Raw genomic sequence first — 17,684 nt, forward strand, 5'->3', positions numbered from 1 at the left:
CTTGCATGGGCCTACGAAATTTGTAGGCCGGGTAAGCATCAGCGCCACCCGGCAACACAGGCCGCTCGGTTAATTCAAACCTTCCGCTTTCAGCGCCGCAGCCACTGCAGGGCGCTCCGCCACGCGTTTCATATACGATGCGATATGGTCTAACCCTTCCAGGTTCAGCTTAACCGCGCGCGCCCAGCGCAGCACGGTGAAGAGATACGCATCGGCAACCGTGAAGCGCGACCCGCTAATCCACTGATCGTCCTTCAACGATGCGTTGACGTACTGGAGTTTTTTCTCCAGCAGGGCACGCAGGGTCGGCTTAAACTCTTCCGGCGTATCCGGGCGGAACAGCGGCGTAAAGCCTTTGTGCAGTTCGGTCGCAATGTAGTTCAGCCATTCCAGCGTCTTATAGCGCGAAATTGTGCTGACCGGTGCCAGCAGTTGGCGATCGGGCACGCTATCGGCCAGGAACTGCATAATCGCGACACCTTCGGTCAGCAGAGTACCGTCATCCAGCAAGAGCGCCGGAACTTGTCCCTTCGGGTTAATGGCAAGATAATCATCGCCATTTTCCAGGCGTTTTTTCATCAGATCAACGCCATCCAGCGTGAAATCTTTGCCACTCTCGCGCAGGGTAATATGGGAAGCAAGAGAGCAGGCACCTGGTTTATAGAACAGTTTCATCGGTAACTCCTTTTGGCTGAGGTTTCAGCTATGTTAGTGCGCGCACGGATAAAAAAAAAGCCGCTAATGCATTAGCGGCTCGTCGTTTCTCAATAACATTACGCGGTTGCGGTTTTGGTCGCTTTCGCCGTCTTGTCGTCGTCCTGAGTCATACGATTCAGTTTCGGAGCGGTCAGCAGCATCAGAACTGCAATAACTGCCGTAGCGATACCAATCTGCATGAATACGGTACCGTAGACGTTCAGAGAGACCAGTGGATCGGTGACGTTTTCCGGCACAGCCATCAGGTTCGCAATCTTACCGGCGATAATTGCCGCACCGGCAGTGGTCAGGAACCAGCTACCCATAATGAAGCCCATCAGACGCTGCGGAACCAGCTGTGCCACCATCGCCAGGCCCAGACCGGAGATCATCAGTTCGCCGATAGACTGCAGAGCGTAGCTCAGGATCAGCCAGTTAACGGAAACGATACCCGCGTCGGTGGCGAATTTGGTGCCCAGCGGCAGCACCAGGAACGCGCCGGAGCACAGCACCATGCCGATAGCGAACTTGTGCGGCATTGGCAGACGGTCACCCATCTTGTTATAGATAGCGGCCAGAATCGGGCTACCAATCATGATCCAGAACGGGTTCAGAGCCTGATACTGCTCCGGTTCGAACGCGATGCCCAGAATAGAGTGCTCAACGTTACGAATCGCGAAGAAGTTCAGAGAGGTTGGCATCTGGCTGTACAGAACGAAGAAGATAATTGCTTCCAGCATCAGAATGAACGCCACAATCATCTTACGACGGGCAGCCCCCTGCATGGCGAATGCTTCTTTCGCAAAGATAATCACGATACCCAATGCAACCACGGCCAGAACCGCACGTGCGATACCCTGATTGTGCAGCAGCCAGGTAGCGATCGCGGCAAGGATCACAACGCCCACGATGGTCGCCAGCAGTTTGCCCATGTGCACAGGCTCGAAGTCCGGTTTTGAACCGTAATCTTTAACCCAGCTGCGGCAGAACAGGAAGTTCACCACGGTGATCAGCATACCGACGAAGCTCAGCGCGAACGCCACACTCCAGCCGAATTTCGCTGCAAGCCATGGAGTCGCCAGCATCGAGAAGAACGAACCGATGTTAATGGACATGTAGTACATGGTAAATGCACCGTCCAGACGCGGATCGTCTTTGTTATAGCAAGTAGAGAGCAGGGAGGACGGGTTCGCTTTGAACAGACCGTTACCGACGGCAATCGTCGCCATACCCATGTATACAACAGCCGCATCGTGTCCTGACCATGCAACCAGGCCATAGCCAATCGCCAGGACAATGGCACCCAGCATGATGACACGTTTAGTCCCGAGGACTTTATCACCCAGCCAGCCGCCGATAGCGACCAGGCCGTACACCAGAGCACTGAAGGAAGAGAACAGCGTGATGGAATCGGCTTCGGACATACCCAGCTGTTTTACCAGGTAAACCGCCATGATCCCTTGCAGGCCGTAATAACCAAAACGCTCCCATAACTCGATAGAGAAGATGAGATAGAACGCTTTAGGTTGTTTAAAAGCGTTAAGACTCACGCTTTCATCTGTTGGTTTATTGTTTGCAGTAGACACATATACCTCTTTTTTTACATCCCATATTAACGGGGGTGTTCATAGCGTGATGGCCGTAGTCCATACGCCTTATAGTTATATTGGGAGGAGAAACGGCGGGTAATGTTCACTATCCTGCCCCATCTGGCAATACGTTTGTAATACTCTGTTACATATATCTTGGGTGGTATAATCGTCGGTTCATACAAATGTTATTCAGCGTTAAATTTCATTCGATGAGTAAAGGTAGTTTTTTCGACTGGCAATTACCCTCCCTGAACGGCTTTTGGCGATATGTTCTGCTATTTGTCGTTTTAGGCAGTCATATAGCCCATAATCTGAAAAATCACTGGTTGGATATGCGGCTTTGAGGGGGAGATATCTTGTGCCGCAAAGGGTTTAGGCAGATTTTGATAACAAAAATACAACATGAAGTTATCAGGGTGATCGCGATCACAGATGTATAGAAATTTTTGGCTATGAAAAAAGTATTAACCTGTTTGAGCGTTAAACAACCGAACAAGTGACAGGTCAATGGAAAGGAATGGCGAACAAATAACGGCCAAAAGAAGAGCGTGTGATTACCCTTCTTTTGATAAGGGATTTGATAATCAGAGATCGACTTTTTCTTTGTATTCGCAGAGATCTTCAATAATGCATGAGCCGCAGCGAGGCTTACGGGCAATGCAGGTATAACGACCGTGCAGAATCAGCCAGTGATGGCAGTCAACCTTAAATTCGGCGGGAACCACTTTTAACAGCTTCTCTTCGACCTGCTCGACATTTTTCCCAGGCGCAAAGTTTGTCCGGTTAGACACGCGAAAAATATGCGTATCCACAGCGATAGTAGGCCAACCAAACGCGGTATTGAGCACCACGTTCGCCGTCTTACGGCCCACGCCCGGTAAGGCTTCCAGCGCAGCGCGGTCCTCCGGCACTTCGCCCCCGTGCTGTTCCAGCAGGATCCGACAGGTCTTTATGACGTTCTCGGCTTTACTGTTAAACAGGCCAATGGTTTTGATATAGGACTTCACGCCCTCAACGCCCAGCTCCAGCATGGCCTTCGGCGTATTGGCGACCGGATAGAGCAGGGCGGTAGCTTTATTGACGCTAACGTCGGTAGCCTGCGCAGAGAGCAACACGGCGATCAGCAGCTCAAACGGGGAGTTAAAATTCAGCTCCGTCGTCGGGTGCGGGTTCTCGTCGCGCAGACGGGTCAGGATCGCAATGCGCTTTTCTTTATTCATGAGGCCTTCTCGGGTATCCCTTCCTGGACGCTGCGCTCTGCCGCGCGGCGCTTACGTTTTTCATCAATCAGGTATTTTATCGCCAGCATCATGCCAAGGCCAATAAACGCGCCAGGCGGCAGCATAGCCAGCAGGAATGGCGTATCGGTGTGGAACACTTCAATGCGCAGCGCTTTGGCCCAGCCGCCGAGCAGCGCGTCTGCGCCGTCAAACAGCGTACCGTTCCCGAGGATCTCGCGCAGCGAGCCCAGCACGAACATAGCGCACGTGGCGCCCATGCCAATGGAAAAACCATCCAGCGCCGACATGGCCGGGCTGTTTTTCACCGCGAAGGCTTCCGCACGCCCGACCACGATACAGTTGGTGACGATCAGGGGAATAAAGATCCCAAGCGACTGGTAAAGACCAAACGCGTAGGCGTTAATCAGCATCTGGACGATACTGACCACCGACGCAATGATCATGACGTAAATCGGAATACGGATTTCCGACGGCGTCCAGCGGCGCAGGGCAGAGATGGATAGGTTGGTCAGGGTCAGCACCAGCGTGGTCGCCAGGCCCAGACCGAGCGCGTTGGTAGCGGTGGATGTCACCGCCAGCAGCGGACACATCCCCAGAAGCTGTACCAGCGCGGAGTTGTTCTTCCACAATCCCTGGACGATAACGTCTTTAACCTGGCTCATGATTACTCCTCACAGGCCGGAAGATTGTTGATTTGCGCGGGCAGCGTTTCAGCATACAGCCCGGCTCGTTTTACGGCGTTCACCACCGCGCGCGGGGTGATGGTCGCGCCGGTGAACTGGTCGAACTCGCCGCCATCTTTCTTCACCGCAAACGCGGTATCCCCTTCGCCATGAATAACTTTACCGGCGAAGTGCAAAATCCAGTCGCTCAGTCGGGTTTCAATTTTATCGCCAAGACCCGGCGTTTCATGATGCTCCGTGACGCGGGTGCCCAGTATCGTGCCCGAGAAATCGCTGCCAACGAGCAGCTGAATGGCACCGGAATAACCGTCGGGTGCCGTCGCTTCCATCACCGCGCCTACCGGTTTATCCCCTTTGCGGGCGATAAAGAGGCGATGCGTACCTTTCCCAAGCTGCGGCGCGTCTACCACAAAGCAGCTTTTTTGCAGGTCATTATCGTAGAAATCGGACGGGATCACCTGATCGAACAGCGCTTTTTGCTGCTTCGTGGCCTGCTCTTCTATCGTGGTTTTGGTCAACGCATTGACCAGGGCCGTCAGGCCTGTCAGGACCGCGGCGAAGACAGCCAGTGTGACGCCGTGTTTTTGCATCGTTTTTAACATGGCGAAACCCTTAGCGGTGGCCGTACACGCGCGGACGCGTGTAGTAGTCGATGAGCGGAACGGTAATGTTGGCGAGCAGGACAGCAAAGGCCATGCCGTCCGGGTATCCACCAAAACTGCGGATGAGCCATACCAGCAAGCCAGCCAGCGCGCCGAAGATCAGGCGCCCGCGGTTAGTCGTTGACGCCGTAACGGGGTCCGTCAGGATAAAGAAGGCCCCTAACATGGTCGCACCGGAGAGCAAGTGCATCTGCGGGCTGGCCAGTGATTCAGGAGAGAACACCCAGCCCAGCGTGGCGCAGACCGCCAGCGTCACGAGGAAGCTGACCGGGATATGCCAGCGAATCGCTTTTTGCTGCAGCAGGAACAGGCCTCCCAGCAGATACGCCAGGTTGACCCACTGCCAGCCGGCACCCGCCAGCATGCCGCTGTAGATGGCGGATTTCATAATCTGCTCAACGCTGTGCCCGGCATGCAGGGAGGTTTTAAACGTATCGAGAGGCGTCGCCTGGCTAATGCCGTCCACGCCCATACGCAGCGCGTTCATATCCGCGCCGAGCGCCGTATGGCCGGTGAAGATAACGTGCAGGGCATCCATAAAGCCCGGAACCGTGGCCGCAATCTCGTGCGGTGGCAGCCAGCTGGTCATCTGCACAGGGAAGGAGATCAGCAGCACCACGTAGCCAATCATCGCCGGGTTAAACGGGTTATGACCCAGGCCACCATACAGCTGCTTGGCAATAATCACGGCAAAAATGGTCCCGAGGACCACCATCCACCACGGTGCAAACGGCGGGATACTGATGGCCAGCAGCAGGCCGGTCAGCAGCGCGGAGTTGTCGGCAAGAATGCGGGCAACAGCCACCTTGCGTAGCTTAAGCACAAGGGCTTCCGCTGCCAGGGCGCTGGCGCAGCCCAGGATTATCTGGAACAGGGTTCCCCAGCCGAAAAACCAGCACTGAACGGCAATGCCCGGCAGCGCCGCCAGGCAGACCAGCATCATAATGCGCGACGTCTGGCGCTGATTGTGGGTGTAAGGGGAGCTTGCGATTCTGAAAACCATTTAATCCTCGTTAACTGCTTTCTGTGCGGCTTTCTTCGCCTGAACGCGCGCGATGGCGGCGGCAACGGCGGCCTTGCGTGGGTCATCGTTGGCGGCCTGCGGTTGCTCTTCCTGCTGCGCCGCCTTACGGGCTTTGGCGCGGGCAATTGCCGCTTCGACGGCGGCTTTACGCGGGTCGACCGGTGCTTCTGGTTCTGCCGCTGGCGCCTGCTGCGCTGCTTTACGGGCTTTGGCGCGAGCAATTGCCGCTTCTACGGCAGCTTTACGCGGATCCACCGCTTCCTGTTCAACCACTACCTGCTGCTCTCCGGCTTTGCGGGCTTTGGCGCGGGCAATCGCCGCTTCAACGGCGGCTTTACGTGGATCGACTTCAGCATTTGCCTCGGCCGTTTGCGCTTTTTCAGCCTGACGGGCGCGCGCTGCGGCCTTACGTGCTTCACGTGCGGCGACCGCTTCGCTGTTGTTAGGTTTCTCGCCCGCCGGAATGATAACAGTCTGCGCCGCGGTGGCTTTTTTCTCGCGAACGCGCGCCAGCGCGGCGTTGATGGCATCCTGATCTTTCTCGCCAGGCTGAACGGCAGCCTGCTTATGGCGCTCCTGACGGGCGATTTTTTCGCGTTCGAGTCGCGCCTGACGTGCTTCAAAGCGCGCTTTAGCTTCCGCAGCGCGTTTTTCTTCCATCGAGATGGCATAAATTTCAGCTTTCTCCTGGCGGAAATATTGCACCAGCGGAATGTTGCTTGGGCAGACCCAGGCGCAGGCACCGCATTCGATGCAGTCAGCCAGATTATGGGCCTTCGCTTTATCGTGCAGCTGGCCTTTGCTGTACCAGTACAGCTGCTGCGGGAGCAGATCCGCGGGGCAGGCATCGGCGCAGGCGCTACAGCGGATGCAGCCTTTCTCTTCCTGCTCTTCACCCATCTCGGTCGGTGAAGGCGCGAGCAGACAGTTGGTAATTTTAACCACCGGGACATCGAGCCATGGCAGGGTAAAGCCCATCAGGGGGCCACCCATGATCACCATCTGGTCGCTGCCCGGGCAGAAATCAGCCTGCTCCAGCAGGTGACGCACCGGCGTACCCAGACGCGCCCAGACGTTGCCCGGGCGAGAGACCGATTCTCCGGTCAGCGTCACCACGCGCTCGGTTAACGGCTCGCCGTCCATCACCGCACGCTTCACGGCGTAAGCGGTACCAACGTTTTGCATCAACACGCCGATATCCGAAGAGCGTCCGCCGTGCGGAACCTGCTTGCCGGTGAGAATTTGCGTCAGCTGTTTTGCGCCGCCAGAGGGGTATTTGGTCGGAATGACGCGCAGGGCAATATCATGGCTACCGGCCAGCACGGCGCGCAGCATAGAGATAGCCTGCGGTTTATTGTCTTCGATACCAATCAGCACTTCCCGCGGCTGCAGAATGTGCGCAAGGATGCGGATACCTTCCACCACCTGGGCGGCACAATCCTGCATCAGACGGTCGTCGGCGGTGATATACGGTTCGCATTCGGCGGCGTTGATAATCAGCGTCTGAATGTTATCGCCACCGCCGCGCAGTTTGACGCCAGTAGGGAAGCCCGCGCCTCCCAGACCGGCAACGCCGAACTGATGAATTCGCTCGATAAGCGCTTCGCGGCTGTGGGAGCGGTAGTCGCTCCAGCCGTCACGATCGATCCAGCGGTCTTCGCCGTCGGCTTCAATAATCACGCTCAGTTCGGAGAGCGCTGACGGATGAGCCACCGTATGAGGAGCGATGGCCACCACTTTACCGGAGGTTGGGGCGTGTACCGGCAGCATACGTCCGCGACCAAAGGTCAGCGGCTGGCCGCGAAGGACGGTATCGCCTTCTTTCACGCACAGTTCACCCTCGGCACCGATGTGCTGCTTGAGCGGCATGACGTAGCGCGTCGCCAGCGGAATTTGACGCAGCGGGGTGCTGTTGGACTGGGTTTTCATCTCCGGTGGATGAATACCGCCGTCAAAGTCCCAAATCTTCTCTTTTCTGAAAGCAGAAAATAACTTAAGCATGTTGTTCCACAGGAATGATGCGAACCGGAATGGTTTGAAGATCCCACTTCCAGCTTTCGGTAGTCGTTTCAACCGGGCGCAACTCGATACATTGCGTCGGGCAGGGGGCCACGCAGAGGTTACAGCCGGTGCACAGATCCGCCACCACGGTGTGCATGGCGCGGGTTGCGCCAACAATGGCGTCAACAGGGCAGGCCTGAATACATTTGGTGCAACCGATGCAGTTCGCTTCGTCGATCACGGCCAGGGCGCGTACCGGCTCCTGCACGTCCGCATCGCCGTCAACGGGCTGCGGATCAACGTTAAGCAGGGCCGCTATTTTCAGCATCACCGCTTCGCCGCCGGGTGCACAGCGGTTAATTTTTTCACCCTGAATCCCTACCGCTTCGGCATAGGGGCGACAGCCGGGGTAGCCACACTGCCCGCACTGGCTTTGTGGCAAAAGCTCATCAATTTTCTCAACAACAGGATCGTCCTCTACCGCGAAACGGCGGGAGGCGTAACCCAGGATAAGGCCAAACACCAACCCCAGGACGCTGATAGAGGCGATGGCAATCCAGATAGCATTCATTACAACTTCACCAGACCACTAAAGCCCATAAAGGCCAGAGACATTAAACCTGCGGTCACCAGCGCAATCGCGTTACCGCGGAAGGGCGCAGGAATATCCGCTGCCGCCAGGCGCTCGCGAATAGAGGCGAAGAGCACCATGACCAGCGAGAAACCGACCGCCGCAGAAAAACCATACAGCGCCGATTGCATAAAGTTATGGCCAAGGTTGATGTTCAGCAACGCCACGCCCAGTACGGCACAGTTGGTGGTGATCAGCGGCAGGAAGATACCCAGCAGGCGATAGAGCGCCGGGCTGGTTTTGCGCACCACCATTTCGGTAAATTGCACCACCACCGCGATAACCAGAATAAAGGCCAGCGTACGGAGATAGGTTAACCCCAGCGGGATGAGGATCCAGGTATCAATCCACCACGCGCAGATAGATGCCAGCGTCATGACGAAGGTCGTCGCCAGCCCCATTCCCATAGCCGTTTCCAGCTTTTTGGAAACGCCCATAAACGGACACAGGCCAAGGAACTTCACCAGAACGAAGTTGTTAACCAGCACAGTGCCGACAAAGAGCAGTAAGTAATCGGTCATTATTTAGCCTGAAATAAAAAAGCCGCCTATTATCGGACAAACCCACGCAGGCGACAACAGGTTATCTGTAAGGTTATTACGGGTTCACGAAGGTGTTTTTCACCCGCGTCGAACGCTTGAAGTAGGGCACCAGCAGCGCCGCAGCCAGCAACGGGAAAAGCAGCTGACGGACGGCCAGAGCGTCTGATACGGGCGAAAAAGCAAACGCCTTCACCGCCAGCAGGACCGAAATCAGCAGCCAGATAATGTAGTGTTTAGGCACGCTCTTACGGCGCTTAAAGAAGGCGATCGTCAGCCATAGCGTGTAGTACCACATCCCTATCGCGAAAACGAACGACACAAACCACAGCGCAATATTAAGCACGCTTTGCGACATCAGGGTCTGGATAGCATGAGGGGTAATCAGCGCGGTAGTATAAAGCAGCAGCGCAAGTGATGCGCTTAATAAAGCAACCAGCAGCCATGCCAGTGGGGCGATTAACCAGCCTCCAATGCGTTCTCCAGGCGTTGCGGTCATGAACTCTCCCATAATCTGCGCGAAATGTTGTACAGCCAGTTTGCAGGGCGGAGAGTATATAACATTTCGCGCGGATGGCTACTTTCTTATAAAACGTAACGCCATACGGATTTAGGCACTTCGCCCACGTTGAACAAACGACCGCCGGAGACCAGCTCCGCACGGCGATGATCGGCGGCGCGATACATATTAATGATGTCCTGATTATCCGACAGGGTGTAGTTCAGATGGTCAAACAGTTTTTCCAGGCTCTCAAGCGAATTGATCTTGCGAAATTTTAATAAATAGTCCTGAACTGTCATATTAATAAGTTTCCATATAAAAGTGAGTAATACCAGTTAAGGTAATTCGTTCGAATAATAAACGGATTAATAAAGACGTAAACAGCCCACTCAGGTAACGCGACGAAATTAGGAGTTTTCTTTGCTGAAATTCAGGCATCAGACGATGCCTGGAAGAGAAGGTTAACCGTGTTCACTAGGGCTGGCAATACGTAACTGACATATTATGTCACTCTTTATTGCGGTAACCGGTTACTTAGGTTGGGCGACGGTGACAGGCTCCGGCGGCTGGTAGTTATCGATATGGCTGGCAACGCCGAGCAAAATGACCGATACCCCAAGAACAATCCATCCCGCTAATTCAATGATTCGATTAATAATTGACGTCATGATTCGTAATTGTACTTTATCCATAAATACTGGGTGCAAATGTTACAGCGAGCGCTTCCCGACGGCAAGCGCTTCGGGAACGGTTCCCTTAAACAAAATCAGCAGGTTAATACTATGTAACAAAAACAACCGGTACAACCTGCTATTTTACGTCATATGACTCATTATTAATCTGTGGTAAAGCCAGGCTAGCCAGTGTGAAATAAGAACGTCATAAAAGAGGATGGCACTATGAGTGATAATATCCGCGTCGGGCTAATTGGATACGGCTACGCGAGCAAAACGTTTCATGCGCCTCTGATAGCCGGTACGCCGGGGATGGCGCTTTCGGCGGTATCCAGCAGCGATGCCGCTAAAGTCCATGCCGACTGGCCTTCCGTGCCGGTTGTCTCTGAGCCTAAACATCTGTTCAACGATCCGAATATTGATTTAATCGTTATCCCCACGCCGAACGATACTCACTTCCCGCTGGCAAAGGCCGCGCTGGAGGCCGGTAAACACGTGGTTGTCGATAAGCCCTTTACCGTCACGCTGTCACAGGCGCGTGAGCTGGACGCGCTGGCAAAGGGTCTGGGCAGGCTGCTGTCGGTTTTCCATAACCGCCGCTGGGACAGCGACTTTCTGACCGTAAAAGCATTGCTCAGCGAAGGAACGTTAGGGGAGATTACCTTTTTTGAATCGCACTTTGACCGTTTCCGCCCGCAGGTACGTAACCGCTGGCGCGAGCAGGCCGGTCCGGGCAGCGGTATCTGGTACGATTTAGCCCCGCATCTGCTGGATCAGGCCGTAAATCTTTTTGGTCTGCCGGTGAGCATGACGGTCGATCTGGCCCAGCTCAGGCCCGGGGCGCAGACAACCGATTACTTCCACGCTGTTTTAAGTTACCCGCAGCGACGGGTTGTGCTGCACGGTACGATGATCGCAGCCGCAGAGTCTGCCCGGTACATTATTCACGGCACGCGCGGGAGCTACGTGAAGTTTGGTCTCGATCCGCAGGAAGACCGCCTGAAAAATGGCGAACGTTTGCCGCAGGAAGACTGGGGCTATGACATGCGCGACGGCGTTGTAACGCGGGTGGAAGGTGAAGAGCTGGTCGAGGAAACGTTGCTGACGATCCCGGGTAATTATCCGGCGTATTATGCGGCCGTCCGCGATGCGCTGAACGGCACGGGGGAGAATCCGGTTCCGGCCAGCCAGGCGATTCAGATCATGGAGCTGATTGAGCTGGGCATCGAATCTGCCAAACATCGCGCCACGCTCTGTCTGGCATAAATTTTAACTAATTTTGTAGGCCGGGTAAGGCGTAGCCGCTACCCGGCAAAGGGTTTACGCGGTTGCCACCTTATCCCGAAGCGCCCGCTTCTCTTCAGGCGTCAGGAAGGCGATCTCCAGCCCGTTGATTTGCGCCTGGCGGATCTGATCGCGGCTCAAACCCGCCTGCGGTGCGGCGATGGTGTACTCGTGGATAATATCTACCCCCTGTACCGCCGGATCGTCCGTGTTCAGCGAGGCCAGCACGCCGTGCTCGAGGAAGGTTTTCAGCGGGTGCTTGTCAAGTGAGGCGACGGTGCTGGTCTGAATGTTAGACGTCAGACACGACTCAATCCCGATACGCTGTTCCGCCAGGAAATCCATCAGGGCGCGATCTTCGACCGCCTTCACGCCGTGGCCGATACGCTCGGCGCCCAGTTCGCGGATGGCCTGCCAGATACTTTCCGGGCCTGCCGCTTCACCCGCATGCACGGTAATGTGCCAGCCGGCATCGCGCGCTCGGTTGAAATGGGAGAGGAACAGACTGCCCGGGAAGCCCAGCTCATCGCCGGCGAGGTCGACGGCGGTGATGGCATCGCGATGGGCCAGCAGCGCCTCCAGTTCCTGCAGACAGGCTGCTTCGCCGAACGTGCGGCTCATAATGCCAATCAGACGGGCCTGAACATCGAAGGTTTTGCAGCCTTCGCGGACGCCTTCAATGACGGCTTCTACCACGCCTGCAACGGGCAGGTTGTGGGTCATCGCCATATAGCCCGGCGAGAAGCGCAGCTCGACGTAATGCAGGCCGTTGCGGGCCGCATCTTCAATATTCTCGAAGGCGACGCGGCGGCAGGCATCCAGCGAGGCCAGCATCTTCACGCCCCAGTCGAGTTTGCTCAGGAAGCTGACGAGGTCCGGTTCATTAGAGGTCACCTGTACATGCGGGATCAGAGACTCAAGCGTCTGGGCGGGAAGCGTTAAATTGAACTGGCGGCCAAGATCGAGAATGGTTTGGGCACGAATGTTACCGTCAAGGTGACGATGAATATCAGTTAAAGGCAGGCGTGTATCAATCATGGTCGCACTCTTTTCTGGTTAAAGTGCGCCATATTATAAAAACAAAACGGGGTAAAAAGCTATTTGCGCAAGGGAATATTCCGTTGCGCAAACTCATTACAGAAGTGTATTAATGCCGGCAATCAGGCGCTGAACCCCTTGTTCCAGCTTGCTGCGCGGGCAGCCAGCGTTAAGCCGCACAAAACCCATTCCCTCTTTGCCGTAGGTATATCCCGGCATGATGGCGACCTTTTGCTGCTCGATAAGCACTTTTTGCAGCTCATGGTCGTCAATGTTCAGCGGACGCAGGTCAATCCAGGCCAGATAGGTCGCTTCTGGCGGCTGCCAGTTCAGATTCGGAAAAGCGCTGTTTAATTCGCGCGCGATATACAACAAATTCGCTTCGAGATAATGGCGTAAGGCATCCAGCCATGGCGATCCCTGCTGATAGGCCGCAATATGGGCCGTCAGCGCCAGCACGGCGGGGGAAGATAGCCCGTCGCGGCCTTTTAGCGCGCTGAGGTAGCCATTACGGCTCTCTTCATCGCCAATCAGGCCATAAGCGCCCGTGAGCGCCGGAATATTAAAGCTTTTCGATCCGGAAGTCAGAAGCGCCCATTTGCCGCGCGCGACGTCGTTCCACGGCGTGTGACGATGCTCTCCCCACACCATGTCCATATGGATTTCATCGCTGATGACCGCCACGTCATAACGTGCGCACAGTTCAGCCATGTGCGTCAGTTCATCCCGCGTCCAGACCTTGCCGGTTGGGTTTTGCGGGCTGCACAGTAACAAAATTTTGTTTTCGGGTTTTGCCAGGGCGGCTTCAAGGGCAGCCATATTCCCTTGCCAGACTGCCGGCTGTTTTTGCATCTCAACGGGCACCATATGACGCGCATTGCCCTCAATGGCCTTGTAAAAGGCATCATATGCCGGGGTGTGAACCACCACACCGTCGCCAGGGGTTGACCAGAGCCGTATCAGCTCGGAAACCATATAGATGACCGAAGGTCCATACACAACGCTTTCAGTATCAATCCGGCTGTTAAAGCGCTGCTGGAACCAGTGCGCGATGGCGGCCAGGAACTCGTCATTTTTCCAGCGGCTGTAGCCGAACACCCCGTGATTAATGCGTTCATGCAGCGCGTCGGTAATGCAGGGGGCGGTGGCGAAATCCATATCGGAGATGGTGAAGGGCAGCAAATCGGCTGCACCAAAGCGGTTGGCGACGTAGTCCCACTGCGTACACCAGGTGCCGTGACGGTCCACGACGGTCGAGAAATCAAACATGCTTTATTCCTTAACGTAAAACCCCCTCATGGTGAGGGGGCTGAGGCATCAGGCTTCTACTGTTCGCATCAGGGTGGCCAGCTCATCCTTCACTGACTGCACCTGCGGGCCGATAACCACCTGCAAATTGTGCTGATTAAGCTGCACCACGCCAATGGCCCGGTTGGCTTTCAGGGCATTGGTGTCCACTTTTGACATATCCGCCACCGACAGACGCAGGCGGGTAATACAGTTATCCAGAGAGGTGATGTTATCCGCACCGCCCAGCGCCGCCAGAATGGCCGGAGTGTTATAGCCGGATTTACCTACGGTCCCTGCAACGGCCTGTTCTACGCTGGTGGCGGTATCCGCATCACGACCCGGCGTTTTCAGGTTAAAGCGGGTAATCGCGAAGCGGAAGATACCGTAGTACACCGCAAACCAGATAGCCGCCACAACCGGCACCAGGTACCACTTGGTGGACAGGCCGTGCAGGATCCCGAATACCACGAAGTCGATTACGTTGCCGTCGGTGTTGCCGATGGTTACGCCCAGCACCGCCATCACGGTAAAGCCCAGACCGGTCAGCACCGCGTGAATCAGATACAGCACCGGCGCAACGAACAGGAACAGGAATTCGATTGGCTCAGTGGTACCGCCCACGACGCAGGCGATCACGCCGGAGATCAGCAGGCCCTTAATTTTATGACGGTTTTCCGGGCGTGCACAGTGGTACATCGCCAGCGCGGCACCGGGCAGGCCGCCGAGGAAGGCCGGCATTTTACCCTGAGACAGGAAGCGGGTCGCGCTTTCGGAGAAGCCGTGGGTCGTCGGGCAGCTCAGCTGCGCCTGGAAGATGGTCAGCGCGCCGCTCACATCATGACCGCACACCTCCATGGTACCGCCCGCTTCGGTGAAGCGAATCAGGGCCACCAGGATATGCTGCAGGCCAAACGGCAGCAGCAGGCGCTCGCCGGTGCCGAAGATCATCGGACCAAAATCTCCCGCGCCGTTAATAATGCGGCCAATGCCGTTGATGCCCATCGCGAAGACCGGCCAGATCAGCGGAATGATCAAACCAAACAGGCCCATCACGACCAGCGTCACAATCGGTACAAAGCGGGTGCCGCCGAAGAAGGCCAGGGCATCCGGCAGACGGATATTGTGGAAGCGCTCGTGCAGCATCCAGATAATCACCCCGGCGATCACCGCCCCGAGGATCCCGGTATCAATAGACTGGATACCAATCACGCTCTGAATGTTGTTGGCTTTGAGCACCGCAGCGTCGGTGGTAGGCAGTATGCCTTTTGCGGTGAGCCAGAAGTTGACCGCGAGGTTCATTACCGCGTAACCCACAAACCCGGCAAACGCCGCGACGCCTTTGTTCTCGCGGGCCAGGCCCAGCGGGATAGCGATACAGAACATGACAGGCAGGAAACTGAAGGCGAAGGAGCCGACTTTACTCATCCAGATAAAGATCGCCTGCAGCACGGGTGCGCCGAGGAATGGGATCAGCGTGATGACGTCTTTACTGCTTAGCGAGCTGCCGATCCCGAGCATGATCCCGCAGAACGAGAGGAGTGCTACGGGCAGCATAAAGGTTTTACCCAGTTGCTGGAAAAATTCCCACAGCGATATTTTTTGTGCTGCTTTCGCCGTCATAAAACGACTCCTTTATTGTTAAAATCAGTTTGTCTGCTTCAATGCTGCGAGAAGATAAAACGTTTTATCAAAGTTTAGTGCGCGCTAAATCACATTCTCAGGCTTTGACTGGTAGTATAAAGATAACGTATTGATAAAACGTTTTACCGATCTCATTTCAGGGAGTCACGCCGACACATGGCTGTAGCGAAAAAAATCACCATTAACGATGTCGCGCTGGCGGCGGGCGTTTCCGTCAGCACCGTTTCTCTGGTGCTAAGCGGAAAAGGGCGTATCTCGCCCGCAACCGGCCAGCGGGTTAACGAGGCGGTTGAACAGCTGGGCTTCGTGCGTAATCGCCAGGCGTCGGCGCTGCGCGGCGGGCAAAGCGGGGTGATTGGCCTGATTGTCCGCGACCTGACGTCGCCGTTCTATGCGGAGCTGACCGCAGGGTTAACCGAAGCGCTTGAAGCGCAGGGGCGAATGGTCTTTTTGCTGCATGGCGGACGCGAGGCCGATCAGCTTCTTTCCCGGCTCGATATGCTGCTAAACCAGGGAGTGGACGGGGTGATTGTCGCCGGGGCGTCGGGCGTGGGCAGCGAGCTATGCGAGCGAGCCGCCGAAAAAGGCGTACCGCTGGTGTTTGCCTCTCGCGCCAGCTACCTGGACGAAGCCGATACGCTGCGCCCGGATAACATGCAGGCCGCACAAATGTTGACCGAGCATCTTATTCGTCGCGGGCATCAGCGCATCGCCTGGCTGGGCGGGAAAAGCTCGTCACTGACGCGCGCCGAGCGGGTAGGCGGCTACTGCGCGACGCTGATTAAATACGGCCTGCCGTTCCACAGCGAATGGGTCGTGGAGTGTGAATCCAGCCAGAAGAAAGCGGCGGAAGCGATAGGCGCGCTACTGCGAAGCAGTCCGACGATTAGCGCCGTGATTTGCTATAACGACGTGATTGCCATGGGTGCCTGGTTTGGCCTGATCCGCGCCGGACGCCAGAGCGGCGAGGGCGGGGTAGAAACGTTCTTCGGCCATCAGGTGGCGCTGGGGGCGTTCGCCGACGTCGGCGAAAACGCGCTCGACGATCTCCCTATCGTCTGGGCCACGACCCCTGCGCGGGAGATGGGCTACACGCTGGCGGACAGGATCATGCAGCGCATCGACAATACGGATGTTCAGGCCGGGCACCAGATTGTGGCGGCGCGGCTAGTGACGGTGAAATAACCTCAGGTATTTTGCGTAAGCGGGTTGAGCAGCAGCTCGGCCTCCAGGGCTTCCACAAACTTTCGTACTTTTGCCGGGATCAGGCGGGAGGTCGGATAGACCGCCCACACGGCCAGTGATTCCGGCTGGGCATCCTCCAGGACGATGCGTACCAGTTTCCCCTCTCTGAACTCCGGTTCTACGTACCAGCGAGATAGATTGGCGATGCCCATCCCTCCGAGGCAGGCTTCGAAAATGGCCTCGACAGAGTTCGCGGAGAATCGGCCCGACACCTTCTGCTTGTAGCGTAGTTCGCCCTGTTCGAAAGACCAGTGGACCGTGTCTGACGTGGTCAGACAGCTGTGTGCCGCCAGATCGTTAAACGATTTTGGATAACCGTTTGTTGCCAGATACTCAGCGCTGGCGCAGAGATCGCGAGGGTTATGGCAAAGGCGATGGGCAACCAGTCGGTTATCGCGCAGCGGCGCAATGCGTAACGCCACGTCTATGCCTTTGCCGACAATATCAACCTGTTCGTCGGTGGCGAGTAAATCGACCTGCAGGGCGGGATGCTGCTGCATGAACCGGGTCAGCATAGGAGCCACGATCTTCCGGCCAAACCCCGCTGAGGCGGTAATGCGCAGGCGTCCGGAAAGGTGCGTCCCGTCGGGAAACAGGTCGGCAAGCGCGTTGCTTTTATCTTCCAGGAGCGCCAGCGCGTGAGGGAGAAAAATATCCCCGTCGCTGGTGGGCGAGAGCGAACGCGTGGTGCGGTGTACCAGCCGAACCCCCAGCTCCGCTTCGAGATGCGTCAGGGCACGCGACGCGGCCATGGCGCTCATGGAGAGCCGACGTGCGGCGCCGGCGAGACTACCCGCCCTGACGGCTTCAACAAAAACTTCAATATCTTCCAGTCTCATTATCTCGTTTTTCGTTATGCTGCCTTATCAAATTACATATCTACATTATTTTTCGTTACGCTGCCATAGTCTCTTCACATCCTGATAAACATGAATTTGGAG

At 56.1% G+C, this 17,684-nt stretch carries 18 protein-coding genes; 2 read left to right on the forward strand and 16 right to left on the reverse strand.

Going from position 1 to position 17,684, the window contains the following annotated elements:
• Positions 1 to 69 precede the first annotated feature (69 nt).
• The 12 genes from gstA to blr all read right to left on the reverse strand — a co-directional run bounded on the left by gstA (position 70) and on the right by blr (position 10,227).
• Entirely contained in the window at positions 70 to 675 is a 606-nt protein-coding gene (gstA, locus tag E3U32_RS19160) for a glutathione transferase GstA (RefSeq protein WP_134350030.1), read from the reverse strand.
• Positions 676 to 773: 98 nt separating this feature from the next.
• Entirely contained in the window at positions 774 to 2,282 is a 1,509-nt protein-coding gene (gene dtpA, locus E3U32_RS19165; protein ID WP_134350031.1) for a dipeptide/tripeptide permease DtpA, read from the reverse strand.
• Between the two features lie 590 nt (positions 2,283 to 2,872).
• Positions 2,873 to 3,508: an endonuclease III gene (gene nth / locus E3U32_RS19170; RefSeq protein ID WP_134350032.1), complete on the reverse strand. Its 636-nt coding sequence runs from the start codon at positions 3,506 to 3,508 to the stop codon at positions 2,873 to 2,875.
• On the reverse strand, positions 3,505 to 4,191 hold the full coding sequence (locus E3U32_RS19175) for an electron transport complex subunit E (protein WP_134350033.1): 687 nt from the start codon (positions 4,189 to 4,191) through the stop codon (positions 3,505 to 3,507). The genes nth and E3U32_RS19175 overlap by 4 nt, the downstream gene beginning before the upstream one ends.
• 2 nt (positions 4,192 to 4,193) lie before the next feature.
• A complete protein-coding gene (gene rsxG / locus E3U32_RS19180; RefSeq protein ID WP_047348780.1) occupies positions 4,194 to 4,814 on the reverse strand; it encodes an electron transport complex subunit RsxG in 621 nt (206 codons plus the stop codon).
• 10 nt (positions 4,815 to 4,824) lie between these two features.
• On the reverse strand, positions 4,825 to 5,877 hold the full coding sequence (rsxD, locus tag E3U32_RS19185) for an electron transport complex subunit RsxD (RefSeq protein ID WP_134350034.1): 1,053 nt from the start codon (positions 5,875 to 5,877) through the stop codon (positions 4,825 to 4,827).
• A complete protein-coding gene (gene rsxC / locus E3U32_RS19190) occupies positions 5,878 to 7,899 on the reverse strand; it encodes an electron transport complex subunit RsxC (protein WP_134350035.1) in 2,022 nt (673 codons plus the stop codon).
• Positions 7,892 to 8,470 (reverse strand): electron transport complex subunit RsxB, encoded by a 579-nt coding sequence (rsxB, locus tag E3U32_RS19195; protein WP_023335457.1) that lies wholly within the window; start codon positions 8,468 to 8,470, stop codon positions 7,892 to 7,894. The genes rsxC and rsxB overlap by 8 nt, the downstream gene beginning before the upstream one ends.
• Positions 8,470 to 9,051: an electron transport complex subunit RsxA gene (gene rsxA / locus E3U32_RS19200; protein ID WP_008500564.1), complete on the reverse strand. Its 582-nt coding sequence runs from the start codon at positions 9,049 to 9,051 to the stop codon at positions 8,470 to 8,472. Before rsxA ends, rsxB begins: the two co-directional genes overlap by 1 nt.
• A gap of 76 nt (positions 9,052 to 9,127) precedes the next feature.
• Complete coding sequence (locus E3U32_RS19205) at positions 9,128 to 9,568, reverse strand: DUF2569 domain-containing protein (RefSeq protein WP_024909347.1); 441 nt, start codon at positions 9,566 to 9,568, stop codon at positions 9,128 to 9,130.
• An 86-nt stretch (positions 9,569 to 9,654) separates the two neighbouring features.
• Positions 9,655 to 9,870 carry a transcription modulator YdgT gene (gene ydgT, locus E3U32_RS19210; protein WP_013096896.1) on the reverse strand — a complete coding sequence of 72 codons (216 nt, stop codon included), beginning with the start codon at positions 9,868 to 9,870 and terminating at the stop codon, positions 9,655 to 9,657.
• Between the two features lie 231 nt (positions 9,871 to 10,101).
• Positions 10,102 to 10,227, reverse strand: coding sequence for a division septum protein Blr (gene blr / locus E3U32_RS19215; RefSeq protein WP_168112406.1), 126 nt, complete (start codon positions 10,225 to 10,227; stop codon positions 10,102 to 10,104).
• Between the two features lie 243 nt (positions 10,228 to 10,470).
• Here blr and E3U32_RS19220 point away from each other — a divergent pair, with 243 nt between their 5' ends.
• Positions 10,471 to 11,511 (forward strand): oxidoreductase, encoded by a 1,041-nt coding sequence (locus E3U32_RS19220; protein WP_134350036.1) that lies wholly within the window; start codon positions 10,471 to 10,473, stop codon positions 11,509 to 11,511.
• Between the two features lie 54 nt (positions 11,512 to 11,565).
• Here the strand turns inward: E3U32_RS19220 and add are convergent, their stop codons facing one another.
• The 3 genes from add to malX all read right to left on the reverse strand — a co-directional run bounded on the left by add (position 11,566) and on the right by malX (position 15,477).
• Positions 11,566 to 12,567, reverse strand: coding sequence for an adenosine deaminase (gene add, locus E3U32_RS19225; RefSeq protein WP_134350037.1), 1,002 nt, complete (start codon positions 12,565 to 12,567; stop codon positions 11,566 to 11,568).
• A gap of 96 nt (positions 12,568 to 12,663) precedes the next feature.
• Positions 12,664 to 13,836, reverse strand: coding sequence for a MalY/PatB family protein (locus tag E3U32_RS19230; RefSeq protein WP_134350038.1), 1,173 nt, complete (start codon positions 13,834 to 13,836; stop codon positions 12,664 to 12,666).
• A 48-nt stretch (positions 13,837 to 13,884) separates the two neighbouring features.
• On the reverse strand, positions 13,885 to 15,477 hold the full coding sequence (gene malX, locus E3U32_RS19235; protein ID WP_047348773.1) for a maltose/glucose-specific PTS transporter subunit IIBC: 1,593 nt from the start codon (positions 15,475 to 15,477) through the stop codon (positions 13,885 to 13,887).
• Between the two features lie 177 nt (positions 15,478 to 15,654).
• On the opposite strand from malX, the gene E3U32_RS19240 reads away from it, so the two are divergent.
• On the forward strand, positions 15,655 to 16,683 hold the full coding sequence (locus tag E3U32_RS19240) for a Mal regulon transcriptional regulator MalI (protein ID WP_023311457.1): 1,029 nt from the start codon (positions 15,655 to 15,657) through the stop codon (positions 16,681 to 16,683).
• A gap of 2 nt (positions 16,684 to 16,685) precedes the next feature.
• Here E3U32_RS19240 and E3U32_RS19245 read toward each other — a convergent pair whose 3' ends face one another.
• Positions 16,686 to 17,582, reverse strand: a complete 897-nt coding sequence (locus E3U32_RS19245) for a LysR family transcriptional regulator (RefSeq protein ID WP_134350039.1) — start codon at positions 17,580 to 17,582, stop codon at positions 16,686 to 16,688.
• Positions 17,583 to 17,684: the final 102 nt, after the last annotated feature.

Source organism: Lelliottia nimipressuralis, assembly GCF_004402045.1.
In the GTDB taxonomy this organism is placed as follows: Bacteria; Pseudomonadota; Gammaproteobacteria; order Enterobacterales; family Enterobacteriaceae; genus Enterobacter; species Enterobacter chinensis.